Genomic DNA, 20,742 nt, shown 5'->3' with positions numbered 1-20,742 from the left:
GACGAGAGGACCCGCCCGATGTCCGACCCCACCGAGCCGTACGAGCCGGTCGACGACCAGACCGTCATGCGGCCGCCACGGCGGTACGGGGACGACGGCGCCGCGACCCCGGGCGGGACGCCGCCCCCGCCGCCCCCGCCCGGACCGGGGCAGCCCCACGCCCAGGTCCCGTACGGCACGGACCCGTACGGGCAGCGCGGGGCGCCGCCCGCGCCGCAGGGGTACCGCGGCCCGGACCCGCACGCGACGCTCCCGCCCGCGGACACGGGCGCGACCTGGCCCCCCGCGGAGACCGGCGCGACGTGGCCGCCCGCCGCGACGTCGTCGGGCCACACCGCACCCCCGCCGCCCGGGCACACCGGGCCGCCGCCCGGGGCGTACGCGGGCGCGCCCTACGGCGCCCCGCCCCACGGCACCCGGCCCACGGCTCCGTACGGCACGCCGTCCGCGCCGTACGGGGCGCCGTCGGGCCCGGGCTACGGTGCGCCCGACGACGCGACGGTCGTCCCGACGGCGACCGCGCCGCCGTCGGACCCGTACGGCTTCTCCCCGTACGCGACGCCGCCGGGCCGCGGCCGTCGCCCGTGGCTCGTGCCGGTGCTCGCCGGCGTGGGCGCGTTCGTGCTCGTCGCGGGCGCCCTCGGCGTGTGGCTCGGGCTGCGCGACGACGCCGCGCCCGACCCCGGGCCGACCACGGCCGAGCAGGCGCCCGCGACGTCGGACGCGCCGACGGAGCCGGAGCCGGAGGAGACCGAGGACCCCGCGGACACCGACGTCACGGACGACGAGCCGTGGCTCGCGCAGGAGTACCGCGCGGGCGCGGAGATGGACCCGGAGAAGGGCCCCGAGCTCGCGCCGATGTCGTGGGCGTACTTCTCCGACAACGACTACCTCGTCAACGACGACCGCATCGCCCTCGTGGCGCGGCGGGACTTCGCGTGCGACGACGTCCCCGCGATCCCCGCGATCCAGGCCCTCGCGGGCTCGTGCCAGGCAGGGTTCGAGGCCCGCGTCGTGTCCGACGACGGCCCGACCGTCGCGCTCGACGTCGTCGTGCTGGACGTCGGCTCGAAGGAGGAGGCCGAGCGCGCCGCCGCGGCGTTCAACGACGCGCCGGAGGGCGACCCCCTGGCCGACACCACCGGCCCGGCCCACCCGACCCTCGCCGCGGCGGTCCCGCAGCCCGGGTTCCAGGGCTCGTACGCGATCCTCGACGACGGGGACGCGCCGTCGGTGATGCTGAGCACGGGCACCGTCGTGATCATGTACCGGCTCGGGATCGACGACGGCCTGGAGCGCGACCAGGTGCTCCCGGTCGCGCAGGCGGTCGGGTTCGTCGTCACCGACCACGAGCTGGCCAAGTCGTTCGAGGAGAAGAAGTTCGCGAAGCCCAAGGCCGGCTGAGCGGACGGTCCCGGCGCTGGCTACGCTGGGAGCGGTGATGGATCCCGCCGGGGCGCAGCCGCCCGAACCGCCGCCAGGGCTGATGGTTCCTGACTCGTCGCACGTCGGCGGGCAGGGCGCTGCCCGCGGGAGGAGGCCGCATGAGAGCACGGCCGCACGCGGGGCCGGTGCCCCAGCCCGCGCTCGACCGGATGGTCCCGTTCGCGGGGCACGCCGTGGTGGTGGGCGTCGTCCCGGGCGGTGACCCGCTCGTGGTCCGCACGGCGGCGGCCTGGGCCGACGCCGCCGGGTCCCGGCTCGTCGCGGCGTACGCCGACGCGTCGCGCGCCGTGGTCGAGGAGAACCCGGACGGGTCCGTGACGCACGTGTCCCTCGACCCGGACTCCGCCGACGACGCCTGGCAGCACACCGCCGAGCGCCTCCGCGCCGAGGTCGGCGCGGAGCTCGCGGGCGCACGCGTGCCGTGGGAGCTGCGCTACCTCGCGGGGCGGCCCGACCGCGCGCTGACCCACCTCGCGCGCGCCGTCGACGCGGCGGTGATCGTCGTCGGGTCGCGCGCGCCGGGCTCGCTCGCGCACGTGCGCGAGCTCGTCGAGGGGTCGGTCGCGGTGCACCTGGCCCACCACCAGCACCGTCCCGTGCTCACGGTCCCGCTCGCCGTCGTGGACTGGAAGGAGATCCGCACCCCGTGGGAGAGGTGACGCGCCGGACCCCGCTGCTCGCGCTCGCGGGCCTCGTCGCGGCCGGGGGAGCGGTCGGCACGACGGCGCGTGCGCTGCTCGAGCAGGCGTTCGCGCCCGTGCCGGGCGCGTGGCCGTGGACGACGTTCTGGATCAACCTCGTCGGCTCGTTCGTGCTCGGTGCGCTGCTCGAGACGCTGCTGCGCGCGGGCCCCGACTCGGGCCGGCGCCGGGCCGTCCGGCTCGGGTGCGGCACGGGCGTGCTCGGCGGCTTCACGACGTACTCGACGTTCGTCGTCGAGGTCGAGCGCCTCGCGAGCGGCGGGCACGCCGCCCTCGGCGCGGCCTACGCGCTGGGGAGCGTCGCGCTGGGGGTCGCGGCGGCGGTGGGCGGCGTCGCGCTCGCGGCCGCGGCCCGACGGCGACGCGTCGCCCGGGACGGTGGCGCGCGGTGACGGGGGTCCCCGACCTGCTGCTCGTCGCCGTCGCGGGCGGGCTCGGTGCGGCGGCCCGGTTCCTCCTCGACACGGTGGTCGCGCGGCACAACCGCTGGTCGACGCCGCTCGGCACGCTCGCGGTGAACGTGACGGCCTGCTTCCTGCTGGGGCTGCTCACGGGCTGGGGGGCGACGCACCCGGGCCAGGGGGACGTCGTGGCGGTGCTCGGCGTCGGGTTCCTCGGCGGGTACTCCACGTTCTCGACGGCGTCCGTCGAGGGGGCGCGGCTCCTCCTCGCGGGTCGCGGCGCGGTCGCGCTCCTGCACGCGCTGGGGATGCTGCTCGTGTGCCTCGCGGCCGCCGTGGCGGGGATCGCGCTCGCGGGCGGGTGACGCGGCGCCCGTGACGGTGCAACCCGGGGGTTGCGCTCGAAGAGGCGTTGTGCAACTGTGGAGTTGCACAGCGAGACCTTCCCCACGGAGAGGACGCACCATGACCACCACCAACGAGCCGGCCGTCGTCGACACGGCGTCGTACACCGTCTCCCGGACCGTGACGATCGACGCCCCGGCCGCCCGCGTCTGGGCGGCGCTCACCCAGGAGGACCTCATCAGCCGCTGGTTCGGGCAGCGCACCTCCCTGCCCGACCTGCGCGTCGGCGGCGAGGGGGTGTTCAGCTGGCCCGACGTCCCCGACGTCCAGGTGCGGATCGAGGAGTACGACCCCACGACGACGTTCGCCTTCCGGTGGGGGACCCCGGTGGGGCAGCCCCTGGACGAGACGACGTCGACCGTCGCGCGCTTCACGCTCGAGCCGCAGGGCCCGACGACCGTCCTGCGCGTCGTCGAGACCGGGTTCGAGCGCACCGCCGACCCCGAGGACCTGCTCGAGAGCCACCGGCAGGGGTGGACGAGCGAGCTCGACGAGCTCGTCGAGCTCCTCGAGGGGGCTCTCGCGGGCGAGGGCGGGCCCGCGTGAGCGCAGCGGCGACGGAGCTCGCCCCCGTGTTCTCCGCGCTCGCGGACGACACCCGGTGGCGGATCCTCCAGGAGCTCGGCAGCGCGGACCTCTCGGCGTCCGCGCTCGCCGAGCGGCTCCCCGTGAGCCGGCAGGCCATCGCGAAGCACCTCGCCGTGCTCGCGGAGGTCGGGCTCGTCGAGTCGGTGCGCGTCGGGCGCGAGGTCCGGCACCGGGCCGTCGGGACGCGGCTCGGCGAGACCGCGCGCGCCCTCGAGGCCATCGGCGCGGCGTGGGACCGCCGGCTCGCGGCGATCAAGCGGATCGCGGAGGCGTAGCGGTCGTCGGTCAGGAGCCGGGAGCGGGGACGGGGTGCGCCGCGAGCGCCGACGCGACGGCGTGCAGGTTGTGCGCCATGAGGCGCCCGGTCTCGCGCGCCCACTCGTGGCCGTGGCCGGTCTGGACGTAGTCCGGCCCGGGCCCCGGGCCCTGGTTCCAGTAGGTCCACGCCTGCCCCGGGATCGTGTAGCCGATGTCCGCGAGGGCGCCGCTCACCTCCGAGATGACGTGGTGCGCGCCGTCCTCGTTGCCCGTGACCACGACCCCCGCGACCCGGTTGTACGCGACCGGGATCCCGTCGGGCCCCTCCTCGGAGATCATCGCGTCCATGCGCTCGAGCATGCGCTGGGCGAGCGACGACGGGCGCCCGAGCCACGTGGGCGTGAGGACCACGAGGATCTCCGACGCGACCAGCCGCTCGTGCACGCGGGGCCACTCGTCGCCCTCCCCGACGTCGGTGACGACGCCGGGCGGCACGGCGAGGTCGACGAGGCGGACGTGCTCGACCTCGACCCCGCGGTCCTGGAGCGCCTCGGCGACCACGCGCCCGAGCGCCTCGGTGTTGGACGGCTCCGGAGAGCTCTTGAGCGTGCAGCTGACGAACAGCGCCTTCATGGGGTCCTCCCGTGGCGCCGGGCGGTCGTGCCGCCCGGGACGGCCGGCGGCGGCTGGCTCCACCGTCCCGTCCAGCGTCACGGGGACGCGCGCCGCTCGCAACGCGCGACGGCGTCAGGGGAGGGCGGCGTCCTCCTGCCGGTAGCCCTGGGCGAGCCGGACCTCGCCCTGCCCGACGGCGGCGACGTCGTCCCACGGCACGAGGAACGTGCCGCGGTGCCGGCGCCGCACGAGCTGCGGCACGGGCCACGGCGCCGTGACGCCCGTGCGCTCGTACCCGAGGAACGACGTCCCGGTCCGTGGGCTCACGAGGATCCCGACGACCCGCGCGCGCCCGACGCGGCTGCGCCGTCGCACCTGATCGCTCAGCGCGCGGTCCTCGGGGTGCGCGTCGTCGGGGTCGGCCTCGCCCGCGGGCGGGCCGTCGTCGGGCAGCGTGTCGAGCGCGAGGCGCACGTCGACGAGGAACCCGAGGTCCTCCCCGGCGGGTCCGAGGACGCGCGCGTCGAGCAGGTCGCCGAGGATCACGACTCCTCCTCGGGGTCGTGCCGGCCGCCCGGGATGCGGCCGACGACGTGCTCGCGCAGCCAGTTCTCGGTCCAGTGCAGGTCGAGCGAGTCCGCGCGGACGGTGAGCTCGAGCGCCGTGCCCACGTGCCCGACGTCGGACCACGGCACGCGCTCCCAGCGCGACGCGGGCGGGCGGCCGCCGAGGAGGCGCGTCACGAGCACCGGCCCGGTGAGGACCGCGCCGACCTCCGCCGGCTCGCCGGGCACCGCGTCCCGCGGGCCGTCGTCCGGCGAGCGGTCCGGCGCGGCGTCGTCCGCGGCGGGGGAGGCGACGAGCTCCAGGTCGTCGACGGTCGTGACCGGCTCGCCGTCGACGTCGAGCACCTGACGGCTCAGCAGGTGCAGGCGCGCGTCCACGACGCGCACCCCCGTCGGCGGGGTGGCGTCCCGGCTCATGACCCTGCTCCCGTCGCGATCATCAGGGGGATCGCCGCCACCGCCGCGACGACGACGATCACCAGGTAGACCATGCCGAGCGCGTTGGTCACGCGCCCGTTGACGTGCTCGCCCATGTACTCCGGGTCGTTGGCCACGAGGAGGATCGGCACGTACGTGAGGGGCAGCGCGACCGCGGAGAACACGACGGACATCTCGGTGACCGCCACCGGGTCGACGCTCGTCATGAGGATCGCGACGGCGAGCAGCAGCGCGACGACCATCGTCAGGTGGAAGCGCGCGGCGCGCGCCGGGCGGCGGAACTTCCCCCACGACCAGCCGAGGTACTGCGCGAGCGTGTACCCGCTCGACAGGGCCGTCTCGAGCGCGGCGCCGAACGTCGCCGCGACGATCCCGACGATCACCACGGCGAGCAGCAGCGTCCCCCCGGCCTCGGCGACGGGCAGCACGATCTGCGACAGCGACGACACCTCGATGCCCTCGGGCAGCAGCACGACGGCCGCGCACGCCGCGATCGCCACCGACAGGAGCCCGCCGAGCGGGAACCCGACGAGCACGTTGACGCGGTTCTGCGCGAGGTCCTTCGCGGTCCAGCCCTCCTCGACGGCCCCGGAGGAGAAGAAGAACACCTCGTACGGCGTCATCGCGGCGCCGAAGAGCGCGACGGCGTAGTACCAGTACGTCGCGACGTGCTCCGTCTCCGGGGGCGACGGCGGCACCGCCTGGCGCAGCAGCTCGCCCCAGTCCGGCCCCAGCAGGAACAGCGCGACCCCGAACCCCACGAGCAGCAGCCCGAGCAGGCCCGCGACGTTCTCCATCACCTGGAACTTCACGCGCCACAGCACGAGCCAGACGGCGAGCGCCGCGACCGGCATCCACAGGCGCGGCTCGACGCTGCTCGCGAGGTGCAGCGCGAGCGCGATGCCGCCGATCTCCGCGGTGAGCGTGAGCAGGTTGATCGCGAACGACGCCGCGAGGTTCGCGCCCGCCGCCCGCGGTCCCAGGCGCTCGCGGATGATCTCGAACGTCGCGCGCCCGCTCACCGCCGCGACGCGGCCCGACATCGACGCGAACAGGCAGATCCCGACGACGCCCACGACCACGACCCACACGAGCGACAGGCCGAACCGCGACCCCACGACGGCGTTCGTGACGAGGTCGCCGATGTCGACGAACCCGCCGATCGCCGTGAGGATGCCGAGCGCGATACCGAGGAGCTTCTTCACGCGCCACCCGCCAGGGCCAGCACCGTGTCGAGGTCGTCGGCCGCGCGCGCGAGGTCGGCCTCGAGCTCGGACGCCGTGAGCGGCACCGCCCCGGCGGCCGACAGGTCGCCGCCCGCCTCCCGTGCGACCCACGCGCGCGCGGTGACGACCTCGGCCGTCGCGTCGGCGACGGCCGCGAGCCCCGCGTCGCGCTGCGCGGACGAGACGTCGTCGGGCGGCACGAGGGTGGTCAGGGCGGTCGTGGACTCCTCGAGCACCCGGACCTGGTCGAGCACGGCGGCGTCCGCGACGGGCGTCGTCACGCGGTCGGCGTCGAGCAGCCGCACGGTGAGCCGCGTCGTCTCGACCGCCGACCCGGCCTGGGCGACCGCGTCGGCGACGGCGGCCGTCGCCTGGCCGGGCTCCTGCAGGCTCGCCGTGCAGCCCACCGTCGTGCCGAGCGCGAGCCCGAGCAGCAGCCCGAGCGCGGCCCCGGACCGGGTGATGCGCGCACGACGTCCCACGTCAGCGATGGTGCCGCTGCTCCGGGAGGCCCGCACCCGGACGGGCCGGCGGTCAGGCGGCCTGGACGCCCGCGAGCACGCGGTCGAGCGCCGGTCGCGGGTCGGCCCCGGCCGGCAGGTCCTGCGCGACGGCGACGACCGACTCGGCGATGTCGCGCACCTTGACGTTGGCGAGGCTCGACGAGCGACGGAGCGACGCGAACGCGGCGTCGGGGGTGACGCGGTAGGCGAGCGCGATGATGCCCTTGGCCTGCTCGATCGCGGCGCGGGACTGTGCCCACAGGCCGATCTGCTCGTTCGCCTGGGCCCGTGCGCCGACGCCGACGACGCTCGTCACGTCGAGCACGACGCCCCGGGCGACGGGTACGCCGGTCGGGTCGGTCCAGGCGACGTCCACGAGCACGATGACCGCGCACTCCCGGCCCCTCGCGTCCCGCATGACCTGCACCTGCACCGGCGCCTCGCCGGACACGGCGCGCGCGATGGCGGTGAGCGTCTGCGCACGGTCCTTGCCCGTGGCCCGGTGGTGCCACAGGAGCAGCTCCGTCGTGGGGACGACCTCACCGGGGGAGTAGCCGAAGAGCTCGAGGAGCGGGTCCGACCACCACCACCGGTCCTCCTCCGGGTAGTACCGAAACTCCCCGGCGGCGACGGCGCCGGGAGAGGGCACCCACGTCGAGAGGGCGGCGTCGGCCGAACCGTTCACTTCTGCTCCTTGCGGCCTCGAGGGCGGCGTCCGGGCCGCTGCATGACCCCGTCGCCCCGGCGCACATGCTCCCGCACCGCGCCCCCGAGCGACGAATCCCGTGCTCAGGGGCGCGGCGGAGCGGTTCGACGCCGCGCTACGGGCGGTCCGGGGCCGTTCCCGCGGGCGCCCGCGCGGAGTCGGCCGACGCGTCGGCCTCCGGGCCGGAAGCCCTCTCGGCCGCCCGCCCCGGGCGCGACGGCACGAGCTTGAGGCCCACCACCGCCGCGATGATCCCGGCGATGGAGACCACCTTGCCCACGCTCACGGACTCGTCGCCCGTGAGGATGGCGTAGGTGACGGTGAGCGCCGCGCCGACCCCGACCCACACCGCGTACGCGGTGCCGATCGGGATGTGCTTGGTCGCCCAGCCGAGGCCGAGCATGCTCAGCGCGAGCGCGACGAAGAAGACGACGGACGGCCCGAGGACGGACAACCCGTCGGACGTGCCGAGCGCCGTCGCCCAGACGGCCTCGAAGACGGCGCTGACGAGCAGGATGATCCACGGCACGGTCAGCTCACCGCCTTGAGCCCGATGACGGAGCCGACGAGCAGCACGAGCAGGCCGACGCGCGCCATGGTGGCGCGCTCCTTGCCCGTGACGAAGCCCCAGACGACGGTCAGCGTCGCGCCGATCCCGACCCACACCGCGTACGCGGTGCCGGTGGGGAGCGTGGTCATCGCCCAGGCGAGACCGACCATGCTCAGCGACATGGCGACGAAGAAGACGACGGTCGGGCGCCACCGGCGGAAGTTCTCCGACGCTCCGAGCGCGGTGGCCCACACCGCCTCGAGCAGGCCCGAGAGGACCAGGACGAGCCAAGCCATGACAAGCAACCCTCCTGAGTCAGTCTTGTCCGTGCGGGTACTGCTCCCTCGTCCGCAGAGCTACCTCGACGCAACTCTGGTACTAACGTACCACATTCGACCTCTCCAGCCGCCAGCCGCGGCTCACGGTCGTCAGCTCGCGGAACCCCCAGGCGCGCAGCTGCGCGATCTCCTCGTGGTCCGTCGCGTCCGTGCCGACCAGGACACGGTGCACCCCGGCGAGCTCGAGCCATGCCCGGGCCTCGGCCAGCACCCCGGCCAGCAGGGCGTCGTCGGCCCCCGGGCCGGGCGCGAGGTCCACCAGCTCGGCGGTGCCTCCCGTCGCGGCCTGTCGCTCGGCGCGGCCGAGGGTCGTGTCGAGCTCGACGTACGCGGCCGTCTCCGTGCCGCGGTGCGCGGTGAACCGCACGCCCCCGCCGGGGCCGAGCGTGCGCCGCAGGGCGACGTCGTCCGGCACGGGGACGGCGCGGGGGAGCGCCGAGGTCGGGGCGAGCAGCACCGTCTCGGCGTGCTCTCCGGGGCGGAAGCCCGCGCGCTCCAGGGCCTCGCGGACGTGCGGCCACTGCTCCGGCACCCCGTAGACGCCCGCGAACGGCAGCTGCCCGTCCGCGTACGCGACGCGCACCTGCCACGCCGCGAGCTGTGCGTGGCACGCGGCCGTCAGCGCGTCCGCGGCCGCGCGGGCCTCGGCGGACTGCTCCGGGTCCTCGTCGTCGGGCGGCGTGAGGAGGAGCCACTGCACGAGGCCGGCGTCGCGGTAGTCGTCGCTCGCCTCCGGCCCGGCCGTGAACCGGTGCAGGTGCGCGGCGCCCACGACCCGGTGCCGGGACTCGACGACGAACGTCGCGCGCTCGACGACCCACGGGTCGACGACGTGCTCGTCGGGCTGGCGCTCCAGGCTCCCGAGCACGCTGTTGACCGAAAGCCGCGCGCCCGGCACGACGGCGGAGAGGTGGGAGTTGACGAGGTCCGTGAGCTGGTCGCGGTCGTCGCGACGGAAGGTCCGGACACGGGGACGTGCAGACATGCGGCTGCCTCCAGGCAAAAGGGTGAGCTGGGAAGGCCGCCACGCGATGCGGTACGCGGGCACCCTAGCAGCCGCGGTCGGCCGCGGTCAGGGGCGCAGCAGCGCCTTGATCGCGCGCCGCTCGTCCATCGCGGCGTAGCCCTCGGCCGCGTCGTCGAGCGAGAGCTCGAGGTCGAACACGCGCGCGGGGTCGATGCGCCGCTCCAGCACGGAGTCGAGCAGCTCGGGCAGGTACCGGCGCACGGGCGCGGGGCCGCCGGACCAGTGCACGTGCCGGTAGAACATGTCGACCGCCGGGAGGTCGACGCCGTGCGGCAGCCCGACGACCCCGACGTGCCCGCCCGCACGGACGGCACCGAGCGCCTGGCTCATGGAGTCCGGCGTGCCCACCGCCTCGACGACGCTGTGCGCGCCGAGCCCGTCGGTCAGCTCGCGGACCCGCTCCACGCCCTCGTCGCCCCGCTCCGCGACGACCTCCGTCGCGCCGAACGCGCGCGCGAGCTCCTGGCGCGGCGCGTGCCGGCTCATCGCGATCACCTGCTCGGCGCCGAGCTGCGCGGCGGCGAGGACCGCGAGCAGCCCGACGGCGCCGTCGCCCACCACGACGACCGTCTTCCCCGGGCCGGCCTCGGCCGCCCGGGCGCCGAACCAGCCGGTCCCCAGCACGTCCGACGCCGTGAGCAGCCCGGGCAGGAGGTCGTCGTCGGGGCGTTCCGGCGTCGCGACGAGCGTCCCGTCCGCGAGCGGGACGCGCAGCAGCTCGGCCTGGGCGCCGCGCACGGGCTCCCGGTGCACGCACGAGGTCTGGTACCCGGCCCGGCAGATCGGGCACGTGTTGTCGGACGCGAAGAACGACCCGACGACGAGCTGTCCCGGGCGCACGGTCCGGACGTCCGCGCCGACCTCCTCAACGGTGCCCACGTACTCGTGGCCCATCGCGACGGGGTGCTCGACCCGGTTGACGCCGCGGTACGTCCACAGGTCCGACCCGCACACGCACGCGGCCTCGACGCGCACGATCGCGTCGGTCGGCGCGAGCAGGCGCGGGTCGTCGCGCTGCTCCACGCGGACGTCGTACGGGGCGTGGATGACGGTCGCGCGCACGGGGGCTCCTCGGGGCGGGCGGGTGGGCGGTCGTCGTCGAGCCTACGGCGGCTGGCGGCGCGGGGCCCGTGCGGCCGTCGAGAGCCTGTGGTCAGCCGTCGTCGGTCCGGAGCGTCTGCACGGCGTGCTCCTCGTCGTAGGCGAAGCTGAGCCGCCTCGTGACGACCTCCTCGGCGACGTCGTCGAGCGTCGTGGACCGGGCGTAGGCGTGCGCCCGGAGCACCGCGAGCGCGTCGCCGGGCGGGATGCGGAGCTGGGCGGTGACCATGCCGGTCGCCTGGTGGACCTCCGCGCGGGGCGCCCAGTCCAACGAGTCCAGGTCGCCCAGCAGGGAGAGCCCGACGGTGTCGGCGAGGAGCTGCACGTCCTCCGGTCCCCGCGCCAGCGTCCGGGAGGAGGTGACGAGGCTCAGCACGCCGACGACCCGCCCTCCCGCGTGCATCGGCACGGCGTGGTACGCGCCCGGGCCCGTGATCGCCTCGACCGCGTGGGAGAAGACGGGGAAGTCGTGCTCGTCGCGGCCCTCGTCGGCCCCGCTGACGACGATGTGGTCCTCCGAGAGGGCGCGCTGGACCGGGCCCTCCCCGATCACCTCGCCCAGCCCCTCGATCCGGGCCGCGAGGCCGTCCGCCGTGGACACGGTGAGCCGGTCGTCCGCCGTCGGCGCGACCGTCAGCGCCGCGCTCCGGGCTCCGAGGACGGTCGCGGACGCCTGGCACAGCCGCGTGGCGAGGGGCAGGCTGCGGTCGGCCCGGGAGAGGGCGCGCGAGAGCAGCTCCAGCAGATCCGGCGCGGCGCCCACGGTGTGCCTCCCTACCTCGTGCACGGTCAGTCTGACAGCGCTCCCCGCGCTCGCTCGTCGGCGGTGCGCGGACGGCCCCGCGGCGCTCCCGGTCCGGGCAGCTCCCGGACCGGTTGCAGGAAACCGCCACCGGGCTAGAGTCCCGGAGTCGAGTCTGGACCTGGCTCACCACCCCGCTGAACGACGACGGAGACGACCCATGTCCGTGGAGAACCCCGCAGCGCTGCACCCTGTCTCGCTCGGCGACGGCACGACGCCCGGGCAGTTCCGGGTCGACCTCGCGACCGACGTCTGGTGGTGGTCGCCGGAGACGTACCGCCTCCACGGCTTCGAGCCCGGGGAGGTCGTGCCCACGACGTCGCTCGTGCTCGCCCACAAGCACCCCGACGACCGCGACCGCGTCCGCGACCTGCTGGAGCGGGCCCGCGTCGACGGGGAGCCGTTCTCGAGCATGCACCGCATCATGGACGCGCGCGGCGCGGAGCGGGTCCTCGTGCTCGTCGGGCACGGCCGTCGCGACCGGGACACCGGCCGGGTCGTCGAGCTGATGGGCAGCTTCGTCGACGTGACGGTCGCCGTCCGGGACCGGGCGGAGCAGCAGGCCGAGCGCGACATCGCGGCCGCGGCCCGCAGCCGCGGACCGATCGAGCAGGCCAAGGGCGTCGTCGCCGCCGCGCTCGGGGTGGGGACGGAGCAGGCGTTCGGGCTCCTCAAGCGCGTCTCGAACGACCGCAACGTGCGTCTGCGGGAGCTCGCCCGGCGGGTCGTCGAGGAGGGCACCACGCCGAGCCCGGACCGGGCCCGGCGCGTCGTGTCCCTCCTGCGGTAGGCGGCGGGCCGGGCGGTCAGCGCCGCGCGAGCGCCCGGACGACCGCGGCGACGTCGCCGGGCGCCTCCTCGGCCATGAAGTGGCCCGCCGTCGTCGTGAGGTGCTCGAGGTCGGGCGCCCAGCGCCGCCAGACGCCCGCGGCGTCGTACCCGAGCTGCGCGCCCCAGTCCTGCTGCACCACGGCGACGGGCATCGCGAGCCGGTCGCCCGCGTCGAGCGACGCCTGGTCGTGCTCGACGTCGATCGTCGCGGTCGCGCGGTAGTCGGCCACGATCGAGTCGACCGCGTCGCGGCTCGACGCGAGGTAGTGCGCGCGCACGTCGGCGGGGATCGCGGCCGGGTCCTGCGTCCACGCGTCGAGGAAGGACCCGAAGAACGCGTCGGCGCTGTTGCGGATCATCGTCTCCGGCAGGCCCGGGGGCTGCGCCATGAGGTACAGGTGGAACGCGACGGCGGCGTGCACGCCGTGCAGCACTCCCCACGTGTCGAGCGTGGGCACCACGTCGAGGATGCCGAGGTGGCTCACGCGGTCGGGGTGGTCGAGCGCCGCGCGGAACGCGACGAGCGCGCCGCGGTCGTGGCCCACGAGGACGAACCGGTCGACGTCGAGCGCGTCGGCGAGCGCGACGACGTCGGCGGCCATGGTGCGCTTGGCGTAGACGTCGGGCGTCGTGGCGGCGGGCTTCGCGCTCTCGCCGTAGCCGCGCAGGTCGGGCACGACGACACGGTGGTCGCGCGCGAGGTCGGTCGCGACGTGCCGCCACATGTGGCGCGTCTGCGGGAAGCCGTGCAGGAGCACGACGGGCGTGCCCTCGCCCGCGGTCTCGGCGCGCAGCGCGACGCCGGGCGCGACCTCGACGGTGCGGGTCTCGAAGCCGGGGATGTGCATGGGGTGTCCTCTCTCGGAGCGGTTCTCGGCCGTGTCGGGGCTGTGCCCGGCCGGTTCGTCGCCATCCTCCGGGCGGCGGATCAGCGTCCGATCAGTGCCGCCCGATCAGTGCCGTCCGATCAGTGCCCCGGCGCGGCGAGAATGGCGGTGTGGTGGAGCTGCGCGTCGAGGTGCTCGGGCCGGTCCGCGTGCTGCGCGACGGCGCGGACGTCGACCCCGGCGGACCGCGCCAGCGCGAGCTCCTCGCGCGCCTCGCCGCCGCGCGCGGGCGCCCGGTGCCGTTCGACCGCCTCGCCGACGACCTCTGGGACGAGCCCGGCGCGGGGACGGGCGACCGGCGCGGCGCGCTCGCGACGTTCGTCGGCGACCTGCGGCGGCGCCTGGAGCCCGGGCGCGCGCCGCGCACGCCCCCGCGCGTCCTCGTCACCGCGCACGGCGGCTACGCGCTGCGGCTCCCGGACGACGCGCTCGACGCGGCGCGCCTGGAGGCGGCCGTCGCCCGGGCGAGCGCGTCTCCCGGGGCCGGGGACGCGGCGTCGGGCACGACGCGCGCGCTGGCGGACGCCGTCGCCGCCTGGCGCGGCGAGCCGTACGCCGACCTGCCGGACCGGGAGTGGGTGCGGGCCGAGCGCCGGCACCTCGTCGAGGTGCACGCGCGCGCCGTCGAGCTGCTCGCGGACGCGCTGCTCGGCGAGGGCCGGGCCGCGGAGGCGGTCGTCGTGCTCGACGCGCACGCCGCCGCGCACCCGTGGCGCGAGCACGCGTGGGCGCTGCTCGCGCTCGCGCTGTACCGCGACGGGCGGCAGGCGGACGCGCTCGACGTCCTGCGGCGCGCGCGCCGCCGGCTCGCCGACGAGCTCGGCCTCGACCCGGGTCCCGAGCTCGTCCGGCTCGAGCGCGACGTGCTCGGCCACGCGGCGTCGCTCGACGGCCCGACGCCGGGGCCGCGCCTCGCCGTCACGGCCCCCACCGGCTCGCGCACGCACCTGCGGTCCACGGTCGACGTCGCGCGCACGCTCGCCGTCGCCGGGGGCGACCACCTCGCGACCGCGCAGGAGCAGCGCGTCGCCGCGGCGCTCGCGGCCGAGGCGACCGGCGACCCGGTGCTCGCCGCGCGGACCGTCACCGCGTACGACGTCCCGGCCGTCTGGACCCGGAGCGACGACCCGGCGGCGGCCGACGCGCTCGTCGGCGTCGCGCGGCGGACCCTCGGGCGCCTCGGCCCGGACGCGCCCCCGGTGCTGCGGGCGCGTCTGCTCGCGGTGGTCGGCATCGAGCACCGCGGGACGCGCGACGCGTGGGCGCGGGCCGCGGCGGAGGACGCCGTCGGGATCGCGCGCGACCTCGGCGACCCGGCGACGCTCGCGCTCGCGCTCAACGCGCGGTTCCTCCAGTCCTTCCAGCGGCCGGGCGCCGGTCCCGAGCGGGACCGGACCGGCGCCGAGCTGGTCGCCCTGGCGGAGGACCACGACCTCCCGACCTTCGCGATCCTCGGCCACCTCGTCCGGATGCAGGCGGCGGCGGGCGCGGGCCGGTTCCCTGGCGCCGACGCTCACGCCGCCGCGGCCGAGGACGTCGCGGCGGGCTACGAGTCGCCCGTGGTCCCGATGCTCACCGCCTGGTACCGGGCGATGCGCGACGCCGAGACCGCCCCGCCCGACGCCGCGGCGCGCGCGTACCGCGCCGCCGACGACCGGCTCGCCGGGGTGCGCATGCCCGGCGTGCGCGACGGGCTGCTCCCGCTCGCGCTCCTCACCGTCCGCGTGCGGCACGGGCGCCCGCTCGCCGGGATCGAGACCGCCGGCCTCGGCCCGTACGCCCCGTGGGCGGAGCCGCTGCTCGTGCTCGACGCGGGCGACCCCGACGCCGCGGCCCGGCTCGCGCGCGCGGCGCCCGAGCCGCCCGCCGACCACCTGCGCGAGCTGCTGTGGGCGCTGCGCGCGGAGACCGCTCTGCGGCTCGGCGACCGCGCGCTCGCCGGGCAGGCCCGACGCGCGCTCGCCCGCACCCCCGACGAGCTCGCCGGGGCCGGGTCGGGCCTGGTCTCGCTCGGGCCCGTCCGCGGCTGGCTCGACCGGCTCGACGAGCGCCGCGCGTCGTAGGAGCGGCCGTCCGGGGGCGGGCGTGAGGCCGCTCAGCGCTCCGGGAGCAACCCCGCCACGAGCGCGTCGACGACGTCGTCGGTCGGGATGTCGGGGTCGATCGGCGTGGTGAGACGGTCGAGGAGCAGCCCGTCGATCGCGTAGTGGAACAGGGCGATCTCCCGGCGTCCGCCGGGCAGGCCGGCCGACCGGTTGAACGCGACGTCGGCCTCGAATCCCGCGCGCAGCCACGGGCCGAGCACGGCCGCGAGCTCGCCCCGACGGCCGGACTCGAGCCGCAGCTCGAACAGGGCTCGGGTGACGTCGGCGTCGGTCGACAACCGGCGCACGATGTCGCGGAGGTAGTCCGCGAACAGCGCGCGGTCGGGCGTCTGGGCCGCGCGTCGGGCGAGGTCCTCGGGTGTCGGCGCGAGCCGCTCCCCGATGCGCTCGAAGAGCCCCGCGACGAGGGCGTCCCGGCTCCGGAAGTAGTTCGACGTCGTGCCCGTCGGGACCCCGGACTCGTCGTCGATCGCGCGGTGCGTCAGGCCGCGCGACCCCTCGCGGGCGAGCACGGCGATCCCGGCGTCCGCCAGGGCGCTGCGCCGTGCGGTGTTCTTCGCCATGCGCCGAGGCTATCGCAACCACTGCACCTGTTGTAGTCTCACCGGCAACCACTTCATCTGTAGTTGTCAGGAGACATGATGCGCGAGCTGACCTACTACGTCGCCGTGAGCCTCGACGGGTACATCGCCGGTCCGGGAGGCGAGTTCGACGCCTTCCTCGCCGAGGGCGACCACATGGCGCCCATCTGGTCCCGGTACCGCGGCACGGCGCCGACTGACCTGGCCGAGGCCGCGGGGCTCCCGGTCGCCGACGGCCCCTTCGACACCGTCCTCATGGGCTGGAACACCTACGCCGTCGGCCTCCCCGACCACCACCTGCCGAACCCCTACCGGCACCTGCGACAGATCGTCTTCACCCGCACGCACGAGGCGCCCGAGGGGAGCGAGGGGGTGCTGTTCACCGGCGCCGACCCGGTCGAGACGGTCCGCGCGCTCAAGCGGGAGGACGGCCAGGGGATCTGGCTGTGCGGCGGGGGAGCGCTCGCCGCCGTGCTCGTCGACGAGATCGACCGGCTCGCGCTCAAGGTGAACCCGATGATGCTCGGCGCCGGCGTCCCGCTGTTCGGCGAGCGGGACTACGCGCCCCTCTCCTGGCGATCGACGGGCACGCAGACGTTCCGCTCCGGCGTCACGCTCGCGGAGTACGCGCGGGCGTGAGCGACGGTCCCGCCGTGACGACCGTGCACCTAGACGTCGAGCGGTCCCCGCACGACCGAGTCGCCCGAGTGGGACGGGTCGCCGTCGAAGTGCTCCTCGGAGACGTCGACCACCGGGAACTCGGCGAGGTCCAGGCCGTCGGGCACGTCGAAGCGGCCCTCCGCGCCGTCGAGCACGCCGAGGCTCACGAGGCCGCTCAGGTCCTCCGCGAGCAGCCACACCTCGCGGTACGTGCCGTCGGGCGCCGGCGCGTCGACCGTCACGACGACCTGGCGCCGCCCGTCGGGCCGCTCCTCGACGCGCGCGTCGCCGCTCGCGCCCTGCCAGTCGGGCAGCGGGTCGAGCGTCGCGCTCGCGACCGTCGTCTCGGGCGGCTCGACCTCGCGGCGCTCCCAGAGGACGCCGCCCACGCCGCCGACGACGAGCGCGGCCGCAGCCGCCGCCGCGACCGGGACCCAGACCCGTCGGCGCCGCGACGCGAGCGGCACGACGACGGCCGTGCCGGTCGCGACGCCGTCCTCCGTCCCGGGCTCGGCTGCGCCCTGCGGGAGCGTCGGCGCGGCCGGAGCGTCGGTGACCGCCGCGGGGGCGACGACGGGCGGAGCGGCGGCGGCGCTCGTCAGGCCGAGCTCGGCCTGGATTCGCGACCACACCGCGGCGTCGGGGGCGACGAGCTCGTCCGCCGGGTCCGCGCCGTCGAACGCGTCGACGACGCGCGCGAGCCCTGCGACGGCGTCGGCGCACTCCGGGCAGGAGGACAGGTGCGCGCGCGCGTCGTCGTCGAGCACGTCCTCGCCGAGCGCGAGGAGCGCGAGGGTCTCGTCATCGATGTGCTGCACCGTCCACCTCCAATCGGTCGCGCAGCCGGATCAGGCTTCGTCGTACGTGGCTCTTGACCGTACCCAGCGGCAGGCCGAGCTCCTCGGCGATCTGCACGTGCGTCAGGTCGCGGAAGAACGCGAGCTCCAGGATCGTCCGCCCCGGGTCGCCGAGCCGTCGCAGCTCCTCGGTGAGGAGCACGCGGTCGGCGACACGTCCGACGTCGGTGTCCTCGCTCGCCGCGCGGCCCGCGTCCGGGGCGGTCGTGGCCGCGGCCTCCTCCGACCGGCGGACCCGCGACCGGGCCTCGTGCGCGTCGGCCACCGTGTGCCGCGTGATCCCGACGAGCCAGGCCGGGAGCCGGGCCCGGTCGGGGTCGAACCGGGACCGGCCCCGCCAGGCCGCGACGAAGACCTGCTGGGTGACGTCCTCGGCGTCGGCGCGCGTGCCGAGCGAGCGCAGCGCGATCGTGTGCACGAGCGCGGACCAGCGCCGGTAGGCCTCGGCGAGCGCCTGCTCGTCGCCGTCGGCGAAGTCGCGGCCGAGGCGCCACAGGTCCGGGTCGGTGGTCCCGGTCTCGGTCACGTTCAGGGCGGGTCCTCGAGGGTCGGTGCCGACCACCCGGGCGGCAGCGGCGAGCGGGTAGCAGCGATCGTAGCGCCCGTGCGGGCCGTCACCGCGACGGGACCGCGGTCACGACGACGTTGTCCGAGTACGAGCGTCGTTCGGCGTCCCAGCGGCCGCCGCACGTCACGAGGACGAGGCGGCGCTCGCCGTCGCGGTCGAACAGCGCGTCGAGCGGCACGTCGGGCTTCGCGATGCTCCTGATGTCGGTCACTGTGTAGGTGTACGAGGTGCCCGTCGCGTCGACGACGTCGACGCTCGCGCCCGTCGTGATCTCGCGGAGCCGCGCGAACGGCCCGACGCCGTCCGGGTCGTCCACGTGGGCCGCGACCAGGGTCGTCCCGGTGGGGCTCGCCGGGGCCGGTCCGAACCGGTACCACGCGGCGACGTCACCGGAGCCCGGCAGCGCCATGCGCCCCTCGGGGTCGACGCCCGCCGGCTCGACGGGCAGGTCGATCTCGAGGTCACCGACGATGACCCGTGCGGGTGCCGGCGGCGGGGGAGCCGGGACGTCCCGGGCCGGGCGCACCGGCACCGGTGCGTCCCGGGCCGGCCCGGGCGTCCCCGCGGTCGCCTCCCCGCCCTGGTGGGGGGCCGGGGTGGGGAGGGGGTCGGCCGACGGTCCGAGTCCGTCGGCAGACCCGTCGGCGGACGGCAGGGAGCATCCGCCGACGACCGCTGCGGTGACGAGCACCGCCCCCAGGAGGGTCCGGAGGCCGGCCCGCGCGCCCCGGGCGGGGCGCGCGGGACCGGCGGTCGTGCGCTGCGTCATGCCGTCCGGTCGCTCCGGACGGCCTGGGCCGCGTGCTGCTGGCGCCACGCGCGCGCCAGCATGAAGGTGGCCGCGACGAGCAGCAGGCCGAACAGCGACGCACCGAACGCGATGGCGACGCCCGTGGCGGTGCTGCTCGGCGCGTCGGCCGCGAGGCCCGAGAGCCCGGCCGGGACGCCCGACGGCGACGAGTGCAGGCCTTCGACCGTCTGCGTCGCGAGGGCGAGGTTGCCGTCCTCGAGGCTGCCCCACGCGTACGCGATGGTGTTGACGCCCTCGGCGACCGTGAGGTCGGCCGGGCCGAGCACGGGCTCCGTGGTGCCCGCGGCGGCGATGGACGCCGAGATCGTGCCGGCCGGCAGGTCGAGCACGGCCTCCTTCGGGTTCTCCAGGCCGGTCACGACCGCCTCCCCGCCCGCGAGGACGTCGACCGCGGGCGCCGCGGCGACGTGCCGCACGGTCAGCCGGCCCTGGCCCGCGGCCGTCGGCTTCGTGTCGTTCGTGAAGAGCGTCGCGGTCGGCTGGCCGCCCGCGTCGAGGTGCGCGACGGCGGTGTAGCTCGTGCCGCCCGCGAGCTGGAGGTCGACCGGGCCGATGACCGGGGAGCTCGTGTCGGTCGCGTCGGGCGCGGTGATCGCGACCGTGTACGTCCCGGCGGGGAGATCGAGCGGACCCGCGAGGTCGCCGGGCTGGAAGTCGTCGAGCGTGAGCTCGTCGTTCACCCAGACGTCCACGGGCGTGTCCGGCACGCCGTGCAGGACGGAGAGCGAGGCGCCGTCGTCGGTGGCGGCCTGGGCGGGGAGCGCGACGGCCCCCAGCGCGACGAGGGTCGCTGCGCCCGCGAGCGCGGCGGTGCGTCGTGCGGTGCGGTGCATGGTGTCCTCCGGTGGTCGAGCCCGGTCCGTCCCGGGCGCTCGATCTGCTGACACCCCCTCTTCCCCCGCAGGTGCGGATCTGGATGCACACGCATCAAAAAAAGTGCCCGGCCCCGCGGGTGCGGGGCCGGGCACGGGGGACCGGTCAGAGGTTCTGGGGCCGCAGCACCGCGCTGATGCCGTGCGCGATCTGGACGTTGCCCTTGTTGAGGTCGACCTTGCTCTTCACGAGGAACGGGTCGACGTCGTTGCGGTCCTGGTCGACGAGGCGGACCAGGGCGAGGCGCTTGCTCAGCACGTCGACCCGGAACGTCGCGCCCTGCGCCGTGGTGAGGACGGCGTCGTCGGACCGCAGCGCGGTGCCGGAGTCGATCGTCGCGCCGGGGACGACGTGGTAGAGCAGCACCTGCTCGATCGCGTCGATGCCGACCGCCCCGGCGAGCGAGGTGAGCACGCGCTCCTCCGTGGGCTGCCAGCGGTGCGTGAGGTCGAACGCGAGGAGCTGGAACGCCCGGTCGTTCGGCAGGAACGCGGTGAGCGGCACCGTGCCGTCGGCCAGGACCGCCACGGGGCTGTCCGGCTTGGCGGCGAGGACCGCGGCCACGGCCTGGTCGACGATGTCGAAGTCGTACCAGTTGCGGTCGAACGTGTCGCCGTCGGCCGCGAGCACGGAGGCGAGGCTCGCGGTGCCCGACGGCGGCGCCGTCGTGGGGGCGGGTGCCGCGACGGCCGGTGCGGCCGCGGCGGTCAGGGCGAGGAGCGCGGCTCCCGCCGCGGTGAGCGTGCGTCGGAGGTTCATCGTCGAGTCCCTTCGTCGTGCACGGGACGGCGGTGCGCCGTCGGACGCCGGGCGGCGTCCACCTCTCCTTCACCCGGACCGCCGCCCGCGGATGCACCCACCGCCGACGACTTCTTGACGCGCTCGACGCGCCGCCCGC

The 20,742-nt window shown here is 76.3% G+C and carries 27 protein-coding genes and 1 riboswitch; of the genes, 9 read left to right on the top strand and 18 right to left on the bottom strand.

Annotation, left to right across the window (positions count from 1 at the left end; genetic code table 11):
• The first annotated feature begins 18 nt into the window (after positions 1–18).
• The 6 genes from RSE42_RS18715 to RSE42_RS18690 all read left to right on the top strand — a co-directional run bounded on the left by RSE42_RS18715 (position 19) and on the right by RSE42_RS18690 (position 3,816).
• The gene (locus RSE42_RS18715) at positions 19–1,404 is read left to right on the top strand and encodes a hypothetical protein (protein WP_415297519.1); all 1,386 of its coding nucleotides are present in this window, start codon (positions 19–21) and stop codon (positions 1,402–1,404) included.
• A 24-nt stretch (positions 1,405–1,428) separates the two neighbouring features.
• Positions 1,429–1,503: riboswitch (Fluoride riboswitch) on the top strand.
• 41 nt (positions 1,504–1,544) lie between these two features.
• The gene (locus RSE42_RS18710) at positions 1,545–2,105 is read left to right on the top strand and encodes a universal stress protein (RefSeq protein WP_043660589.1); all 561 of its coding nucleotides are present in this window, start codon (positions 1,545–1,547) and stop codon (positions 2,103–2,105) included.
• Positions 2,093–2,539 (top strand): CrcB family protein, encoded by a 447-nt coding sequence (locus tag RSE42_RS18705; protein ID WP_396049840.1) that lies wholly within the window; start codon positions 2,093–2,095, stop codon positions 2,537–2,539. The genes RSE42_RS18710 and RSE42_RS18705 overlap by 13 nt, the downstream gene beginning before the upstream one ends.
• Positions 2,536–2,913, top strand: a complete 378-nt coding sequence (locus RSE42_RS18700; protein WP_043657313.1) for a FluC/FEX family fluoride channel — start codon at positions 2,536–2,538, stop codon at positions 2,911–2,913. Before RSE42_RS18705 ends, RSE42_RS18700 begins: the two co-directional genes overlap by 4 nt.
• A gap of 100 nt (positions 2,914–3,013) precedes the next feature.
• A complete protein-coding gene (locus RSE42_RS18695; RefSeq protein ID WP_051876602.1) occupies positions 3,014–3,499 on the top strand; it encodes an SRPBCC domain-containing protein in 486 nt (161 codons plus the stop codon).
• Positions 3,496–3,816: an ArsR/SmtB family transcription factor gene (locus RSE42_RS18690; RefSeq protein WP_034652607.1), complete on the top strand. Its 321-nt coding sequence runs from the start codon at positions 3,496–3,498 to the stop codon at positions 3,814–3,816. Before RSE42_RS18695 ends, RSE42_RS18690 begins: the two co-directional genes overlap by 4 nt.
• Before the next feature lie 10 nt (positions 3,817–3,826).
• On the opposite strand, the gene RSE42_RS18685 is transcribed toward RSE42_RS18690, so the two are convergent.
• From RSE42_RS18685 to RSE42_RS18635, 11 genes are all read right to left on the bottom strand, one after another.
• A complete protein-coding gene (locus RSE42_RS18685; RefSeq protein ID WP_034652636.1) occupies positions 3,827–4,432 on the bottom strand; it encodes a flavodoxin family protein in 606 nt (201 codons plus the stop codon).
• Positions 4,433–4,546: 114 nt separating this feature from the next.
• The gene (locus RSE42_RS18680) at positions 4,547–4,960 is read right to left on the bottom strand and encodes a PRC-barrel domain containing protein (RefSeq protein WP_137281339.1); all 414 of its coding nucleotides are present in this window, start codon (positions 4,958–4,960) and stop codon (positions 4,547–4,549) included.
• The gene (locus RSE42_RS18675; protein ID WP_415297518.1) at positions 4,957–5,397 is read right to left on the bottom strand and encodes a hypothetical protein; all 441 of its coding nucleotides are present in this window, start codon (positions 5,395–5,397) and stop codon (positions 4,957–4,959) included. The genes RSE42_RS18680 and RSE42_RS18675 overlap by 4 nt, the downstream gene beginning before the upstream one ends.
• Positions 5,394–6,623: an NRAMP family divalent metal transporter gene (locus tag RSE42_RS18670; protein WP_415297517.1), complete on the bottom strand. Its 1,230-nt coding sequence runs from the start codon at positions 6,621–6,623 to the stop codon at positions 5,394–5,396. The genes RSE42_RS18675 and RSE42_RS18670 overlap by 4 nt, the downstream gene beginning before the upstream one ends.
• Positions 6,620–7,126: a hypothetical protein gene (locus RSE42_RS18665; protein ID WP_415297516.1), complete on the bottom strand. Its 507-nt coding sequence runs from the start codon at positions 7,124–7,126 to the stop codon at positions 6,620–6,622. Before RSE42_RS18665 ends, RSE42_RS18670 begins: the two co-directional genes overlap by 4 nt.
• Before the next feature lie 52 nt (positions 7,127–7,178).
• Positions 7,179–7,832, bottom strand: a complete 654-nt coding sequence (locus RSE42_RS18660; protein WP_051028361.1) for an ANTAR domain-containing protein — start codon at positions 7,830–7,832, stop codon at positions 7,179–7,181.
• A gap of 136 nt (positions 7,833–7,968) precedes the next feature.
• Positions 7,969–8,382 (bottom strand): DMT family transporter, encoded by a 414-nt coding sequence (locus RSE42_RS18655; RefSeq protein ID WP_043657296.1) that lies wholly within the window; start codon positions 8,380–8,382, stop codon positions 7,969–7,971.
• 2 nt (positions 8,383–8,384) lie between these two features.
• A complete protein-coding gene (locus tag RSE42_RS18650) occupies positions 8,385–8,699 on the bottom strand; it encodes a DMT family transporter (RefSeq protein WP_034652619.1) in 315 nt (104 codons plus the stop codon).
• 82 nt (positions 8,700–8,781) lie between these two features.
• Entirely contained in the window at positions 8,782–9,726 is a 945-nt protein-coding gene (locus RSE42_RS18645; protein WP_085386992.1) for a hypothetical protein, read from the bottom strand.
• An 87-nt stretch (positions 9,727–9,813) separates the two neighbouring features.
• The gene (locus tag RSE42_RS18640) at positions 9,814–10,830 is read right to left on the bottom strand and encodes a zinc-binding dehydrogenase (RefSeq protein ID WP_415297515.1); all 1,017 of its coding nucleotides are present in this window, start codon (positions 10,828–10,830) and stop codon (positions 9,814–9,816) included.
• A gap of 91 nt (positions 10,831–10,921) precedes the next feature.
• Positions 10,922–11,632 carry a GAF and ANTAR domain-containing protein gene (locus RSE42_RS18635; RefSeq protein WP_171468603.1) on the bottom strand — a complete coding sequence of 237 codons (711 nt, stop codon included), beginning with the start codon at positions 11,630–11,632 and terminating at the stop codon, positions 10,922–10,924.
• Positions 11,633–11,831: 199 nt separating this feature from the next.
• Here RSE42_RS18635 and RSE42_RS18630 point away from each other — a divergent pair, with 199 nt between their 5' ends.
• A complete protein-coding gene (locus RSE42_RS18630) occupies positions 11,832–12,461 on the top strand; it encodes a PAS and ANTAR domain-containing protein (RefSeq protein ID WP_137281332.1) in 630 nt (209 codons plus the stop codon).
• A 16-nt stretch (positions 12,462–12,477) separates the two neighbouring features.
• Here the strand turns inward: RSE42_RS18630 and RSE42_RS18625 are convergent, their stop codons facing one another.
• Positions 12,478–13,350: an alpha/beta fold hydrolase gene (locus RSE42_RS18625; protein WP_415297514.1), complete on the bottom strand. Its 873-nt coding sequence runs from the start codon at positions 13,348–13,350 to the stop codon at positions 12,478–12,480.
• 149 nt (positions 13,351–13,499) lie between these two features.
• On the opposite strand from RSE42_RS18625, the gene RSE42_RS18620 reads away from it, so the two are divergent.
• Complete coding sequence (locus RSE42_RS18620; protein ID WP_415297513.1) at positions 13,500–15,452, top strand: BTAD domain-containing putative transcriptional regulator; 1,953 nt, start codon at positions 13,500–13,502, stop codon at positions 15,450–15,452.
• A 32-nt stretch (positions 15,453–15,484) separates the two neighbouring features.
• Here RSE42_RS18620 and RSE42_RS18615 read toward each other — a convergent pair whose 3' ends face one another.
• On the bottom strand, positions 15,485–16,057 hold the full coding sequence (locus RSE42_RS18615) for a TetR/AcrR family transcriptional regulator (protein WP_415297512.1): 573 nt from the start codon (positions 16,055–16,057) through the stop codon (positions 15,485–15,487).
• Between the two features lie 78 nt (positions 16,058–16,135).
• Between RSE42_RS18615 and RSE42_RS18610 the strand changes: the two genes are divergently transcribed.
• The gene (locus RSE42_RS18610) at positions 16,136–16,714 is read left to right on the top strand and encodes a dihydrofolate reductase family protein (RefSeq protein WP_085388598.1); all 579 of its coding nucleotides are present in this window, start codon (positions 16,136–16,138) and stop codon (positions 16,712–16,714) included.
• Positions 16,715–16,743: 29 nt separating this feature from the next.
• Here RSE42_RS18610 and RSE42_RS18605 read toward each other — a convergent pair whose 3' ends face one another.
• The 5 genes from RSE42_RS18605 to RSE42_RS18585 form a co-directional block, all read right to left on the bottom strand.
• Positions 16,744–17,553, bottom strand: a complete 810-nt coding sequence (locus RSE42_RS18605; protein ID WP_396049857.1) for an anti-sigma factor — start codon at positions 17,551–17,553, stop codon at positions 16,744–16,746.
• A complete protein-coding gene (locus RSE42_RS18600; RefSeq protein ID WP_198947259.1) occupies positions 17,537–18,118 on the bottom strand; it encodes an RNA polymerase sigma factor in 582 nt (193 codons plus the stop codon). Before RSE42_RS18600 ends, RSE42_RS18605 begins: the two co-directional genes overlap by 17 nt.
• An 88-nt stretch (positions 18,119–18,206) precedes the next feature.
• A complete protein-coding gene (locus RSE42_RS18595; protein ID WP_415297511.1) occupies positions 18,207–18,929 on the bottom strand; it encodes a class F sortase in 723 nt (240 codons plus the stop codon).
• A complete protein-coding gene (locus RSE42_RS18590; RefSeq protein WP_415297510.1) occupies positions 18,926–19,804 on the bottom strand; it encodes a DUF4397 domain-containing protein in 879 nt (292 codons plus the stop codon). Before RSE42_RS18590 ends, RSE42_RS18595 begins: the two co-directional genes overlap by 4 nt.
• Positions 19,805–19,949: 145 nt before the next feature.
• Positions 19,950–20,603, bottom strand: a complete 654-nt coding sequence (locus RSE42_RS18585; protein ID WP_415297509.1) for a fasciclin domain-containing protein — start codon at positions 20,601–20,603, stop codon at positions 19,950–19,952.
• Positions 20,604–20,742 lie beyond the last annotated feature (139 nt).

This window comes from Cellulosimicrobium sp. SJTW-1 (assembly GCF_047716875.1).
Taxonomy (GTDB): Bacteria; Actinomycetota; Actinomycetes; order Actinomycetales; family Cellulomonadaceae; genus Cellulosimicrobium; species Cellulosimicrobium funkei.
Note: the sequence above shows the minus strand (reverse complement) of the source record. Positions and strands in the feature narration are given on the sequence as shown.

What these genes read in the sequence shown, in the direction of transcription:
- RSE42_RS18650 (WP_034652619.1), bottom strand. Translation starts at nt 8,699, where the DNA reads ATGGCTTGGCTCGTCCTGGTCCTCTCGGGCCTGCTCGAGGCGGTGTGG.
- RSE42_RS18715 (WP_415297519.1), top strand. Translation starts at nt 19, where the DNA reads ATGTCCGACCCCACCGAGCCGTACGAGCCGGTCGACGACCAGACCGTC.
- RSE42_RS18590 (WP_415297510.1), bottom strand. Translation starts at nt 19,804, where the DNA reads ATGCACCGCACCGCACGACGCACCGCCGCGCTCGCGGGCGCAGCGACC.
- RSE42_RS18710 (WP_043660589.1), top strand. Translation starts at nt 1,545, where the DNA reads ATGAGAGCACGGCCGCACGCGGGGCCGGTGCCCCAGCCCGCGCTCGAC.
- RSE42_RS18645 (WP_085386992.1), bottom strand. Translation starts at nt 9,726, where the DNA reads ATGTCTGCACGTCCCCGTGTCCGGACCTTCCGTCGCGACGACCGCGAC.
- RSE42_RS18595 (WP_415297511.1), bottom strand. Translation starts at nt 18,929, where the DNA reads ATGACGCAGCGCACGACCGCCGGTCCCGCGCGCCCCGCCCGGGGCGCG.
- RSE42_RS18610 (WP_085388598.1), top strand. Translation starts at nt 16,136, where the DNA reads ATGCGCGAGCTGACCTACTACGTCGCCGTGAGCCTCGACGGGTACATC.
- RSE42_RS18685 (WP_034652636.1), bottom strand. Translation starts at nt 4,432, where the DNA reads ATGAAGGCGCTGTTCGTCAGCTGCACGCTCAAGAGCTCTCCGGAGCCG.
- RSE42_RS18675 (WP_415297518.1), bottom strand. Translation starts at nt 5,397, where the DNA reads ATGAGCCGGGACGCCACCCCGCCGACGGGGGTGCGCGTCGTGGACGCG.
- RSE42_RS18625 (WP_415297514.1), bottom strand. Translation starts at nt 13,350, where the DNA reads ATGCACATCCCCGGCTTCGAGACCCGCACCGTCGAGGTCGCGCCCGGC.
- RSE42_RS18695 (WP_051876602.1), top strand. Translation starts at nt 3,014, where the DNA reads ATGACCACCACCAACGAGCCGGCCGTCGTCGACACGGCGTCGTACACC.
- RSE42_RS18630 (WP_137281332.1), top strand. Translation starts at nt 11,832, where the DNA reads ATGTCCGTGGAGAACCCCGCAGCGCTGCACCCTGTCTCGCTCGGCGAC.
- RSE42_RS18615 (WP_415297512.1), bottom strand. Translation starts at nt 16,057, where the DNA reads ATGGCGAAGAACACCGCACGGCGCAGCGCCCTGGCGGACGCCGGGATC.
- RSE42_RS18585 (WP_415297509.1), bottom strand. Translation starts at nt 20,603, where the DNA reads ATGAACCTCCGACGCACGCTCACCGCGGCGGGAGCCGCGCTCCTCGCC.